At 49.3% G+C, this 3511-nt stretch carries 2 protein-coding genes and 1 pseudogene; all 3 read right to left on the bottom strand.

Translation table 11 applies throughout. The features are described from left to right. Positions 1–1539 (bottom strand): serine hydrolase domain-containing protein (locus WBV75_RS01440; protein ID WP_424118880.1); only part of this gene is annotated, 1539 nt, incomplete at its 3' end. A gap of 151 nt (positions 1540–1690) precedes the next feature. After that, positions 1691–3136, bottom strand: a complete 1446-nt coding sequence (locus WBV75_RS01435; RefSeq protein ID WP_424118879.1) for a serine hydrolase — start codon at positions 3134–3136, stop codon at positions 1691–1693. A gap of 190 nt (positions 3137–3326) precedes the next feature. Continuing rightward, positions 3327–3511: pseudogene (locus WBV75_RS01430) on the bottom strand (Gfo/Idh/MocA family protein); the annotation flags it as partial.

Genomic DNA, 3511 nt, shown 5'->3' with positions numbered 1-3511 from the left:
GGCGTAGAGTGCCTGTATTTTAGGGTCTGCCTCCGGACTGAGGGTAAAATAGATATTGACCGTATCTTTGTTCCCAATAATTTCAAAGGAGCCCCGAAGCTGGTTTCCGGGATTGATCTCCCCGATTTCCTGAATTTCTCCCGCACCCTCTAAAAGGGGCCTGAGGGCTGCAAGACGGGTCTTGCGATCCGAATCCAGATAAAAGTTTTCCGCGAATACCTCAGCTTCCAGTTCCGGGTCCCAGGTGTTAAACCACTCGACAATCTGATTTTTCCTAAGGTTCAGGATGCTGGAGACCGGGAGTTTTCTCGGCTTCAGATCGAGTTCCTCAAAAAGGAGTTTTGAAATTTCCCCATAAGGCCATGGAGTCGTATAAGTGACGTTACAAAAGGCCATCAGACCGATCCCCAGATCGGGGTAAAACACGTAATTACTGCCAAATCCGGGCAGGGCACCTCCATGCGAAATCCTCCGGATTCCCTCGCAGTTTTCAGAGATCCCCAAACCATACCCGTACCCCGAAATCACAGGACAGGGATTGTCATTCCAGTCTTTGGCATCGGCGTAGAGGCGCGAAAATTGCGGCTGTTGCATTTTCCGGAGGGTGCTACGGCGAACCGGACCTACTTCCGGATCATTTCGGGGAGGCCAGGCGGAGAGGTGAAAACTCACGTATTTACTGAAGTCTTCAATAGAGGTAATCAGCCCGCCCATAGCCCCGTAAGTCCCGTCGTGCAGCATGGGCGCCACTGTAAGGCTATCCGGGTTATATCCGATTACCCGTCTTTCTTCAGTTATATCCTCAAATTCCCAATAGGTATCTTCCATCTGCAGCTCAGCAAGTATGTTTTTGTCAATATATTCCTGATAAGGCATCCCTGTGATTTTCGTTATAATCAACCCCAAAATGGCGTATCCGGTATTGCTGTATTCAAAGGCGAAGGAGGGAGGGTTGGAAAAACTGGGATTTGCCTTTAGCAGGTCCCTCAGCATTTGGTCGGTCTCGTCCAATTGGCGATCCCCCCAGGGATTGTCCTCCGGGAAACCAGCCGTCATAGTCAGCAGATTCTCGATGTTTATATGAGTAGCATCGGAAGTCAGATAGCGTATATCCCGCATTTCGGGAACATAGAGGTAGGCGGGGTCATGCAGCGAAAGGGCTCCATCTTCCACGAGTTTCATGATACCCATTGCCGTAAAACTCTTGGTCATAGAGGCTATCCTGAATTGGGAAGTGGTACGGGCAGGGATTTGTTTTTCCAGGTTGCTATAGCCCAGAGCTGAATCGATCACCAGCTGTCCGTCCACGACTATGCCATAGGCGATACCGGGAATATTTTTCTCCCGGGCATAGGTCTCAAAAACCTCATGTAATTTTGGGCCTATTGAAGCGATTTGAGCAGTCCTTTCATCGGTTGTAAAACGCGCGGGCTGAAAACCATCTGCGACCTGAAGGGCGGGTGCTTTCTCCATAGGGGCCTCTGCCTGCTGTTTGCAGGCAAAAGATGTAAGGATAAGTACAAAAAGGAGTGTTCTCACAAAGTGTTTATGGTTGGCCATTGTTCAGTGTAATTAAAATTGAAGTGTTTCGGAAGTCTCAGGAAACTTGAAATGCACCGAGGGACGAATAGGGACATTCCATAGGCGTCCACCCTTGTGAGCGGTCCGTTCCCTTTTCCTTTCCTACCAGTTATCGCTTTATTTTCAAGGTATAATTTCCATGTTGGATATACCGGGTGATTTTCCCGTTGGCATCCCGCTCAAAAACAAGTGTTTCTCCAAGTTCGCCATCTCCCCGAACACGCCGGAAAGTATCCCCTTCGATATGTCTGAATTTTGTCATGGCCTCGGCGGGTTTATCGCTGGGCAGGGAGAGTACCACTAAATCGCCATTCCAGGTACCGATATACTCTTCACTGGACCACGGCTTGGGATCGTAGTATCCGACGTATTGGGATAAGTCCATGGGCGATACCGCAGTTTCCGGTTTTGCCCCGTTGTCCTTTGCACTCATTTTATTTAAAATAGCATGCATTCCCATGACGTATTTCATAGGGTTTGTCCCGCTGGAATTGATCATGACCGAAAAGGCCCTTTTGTTTTTCAGATCCATCTCGAAAGAGGAGCGGTACCCGGGACAGCTGCCCCCGTGTCCTGCCCAGGTCGAGCCATTGGGCCCTTTATAGACCCGGAAGCCCAGGCCCCATGTCGTCTTCCAATTCGGATTGGTCCAATGCACGGACTGCATATACTTCAGGGTGGCGGGCTTAAGAATTTCTTTGGTTTTGGCCTCCCGGAGGCGGAACTGCCAGGAAGCGAATTTCCCCAAATCGGTTACATTGGAGGAAAACCCGGCAGCAGGAGTAATCCCATTGGCCTGAAAAAGGGCGACTTTTTCCCTTTTTCCATTCCTTCCCAGCGCACTATAGCCTATGGCAAGGTCTGATCCGTAAAGGTCCTTTGGCATTTCGGGCCCGGTATTGGAGAGCTGCAGGGGTATTAATATTTCTTGCCGCACATAGGTTTCATAGGGGACTCCGGATACTTCTGAAACAACTTCCCCCAACAAGGTCATAGCCAGGTTGCTGTATTGAAAATAAGTAGAGGCCGGATACAGGGATTCCTGTTCGGATAATTTAGTATCGATTTCTTCTGTAGAGGGAAAGGGGAATTCCGGGCCCGTCCAGTACGGATAGCCGGCTTCCCTGGGCAGGCCCGAAGAATGCGTCAGCAATGTACGGACCGTAATCGGGCCGCTCTGCGGGAATTGTTGTTTCAGATCGTAGTAGGGGAGTAGCTCGCTTAGCTGATCATCCAGTCTGAGTTTGCCCTCGTCGTACAACTTCATGATGGCGACCGAGGTAAAGAGCTTTGAAATAGAGCATATACTGCAGAGCGTAGCCCCGGTGAATGGCTTTTCGGTCTCGGGATTCGCAAAGCCAACACCCCCGCTCCACAGAAGTTTTTGGTCTTCTACGATACTCGCCGACAGACCGGGAATCTCTTCAAAGTCCTTTTGAGCGTCCAGCCATACCTCTATAAGGGTTAAAGCTTCGTCGTAGTTTTTTATGGCATCCTGGGGATGCACGATAAAACAGCTTACCACAAGGGCTAGCGCTAAGGCATATTTCTTCATAAAATCATATCGTAAAAACGGTTTCCGGGTTTATGGGAACACCAGTAAGATACTATTTTTAATGCAATTGGATTGTAAAGGGAAGGGCACCTCAAATTTGACCTATATGCCATGAGGACGGGATTATAGTTATCATGGCGTCCACATACGTCTCAGAGCTCCAGGGTGTTTAAGGAATTTTAAAATCTGGTCAATCCGAACCTTTGGATAATACCACTCGTCTCCCATCCCGGGCGCTTTGTTTGGCAGCTTCCAAAATCTCCATAACTATCAGGTTGTTTTCGAGGGAGGACAGGTCAAAGGGTTCAGGAGCGATCTCACCGCGTATCACAGCCCTGAAATACGAAAAAGGATCGTGATATGGTGCCGGCCGGG

The organism is Robiginitalea sp., assembly GCF_049588695.1.
GTDB lineage: Bacteria > Bacteroidota > Bacteroidia > Flavobacteriales > Flavobacteriaceae > Robiginitalea.
This window is presented reverse-complemented; position numbering and strand designations above follow the sequence as displayed.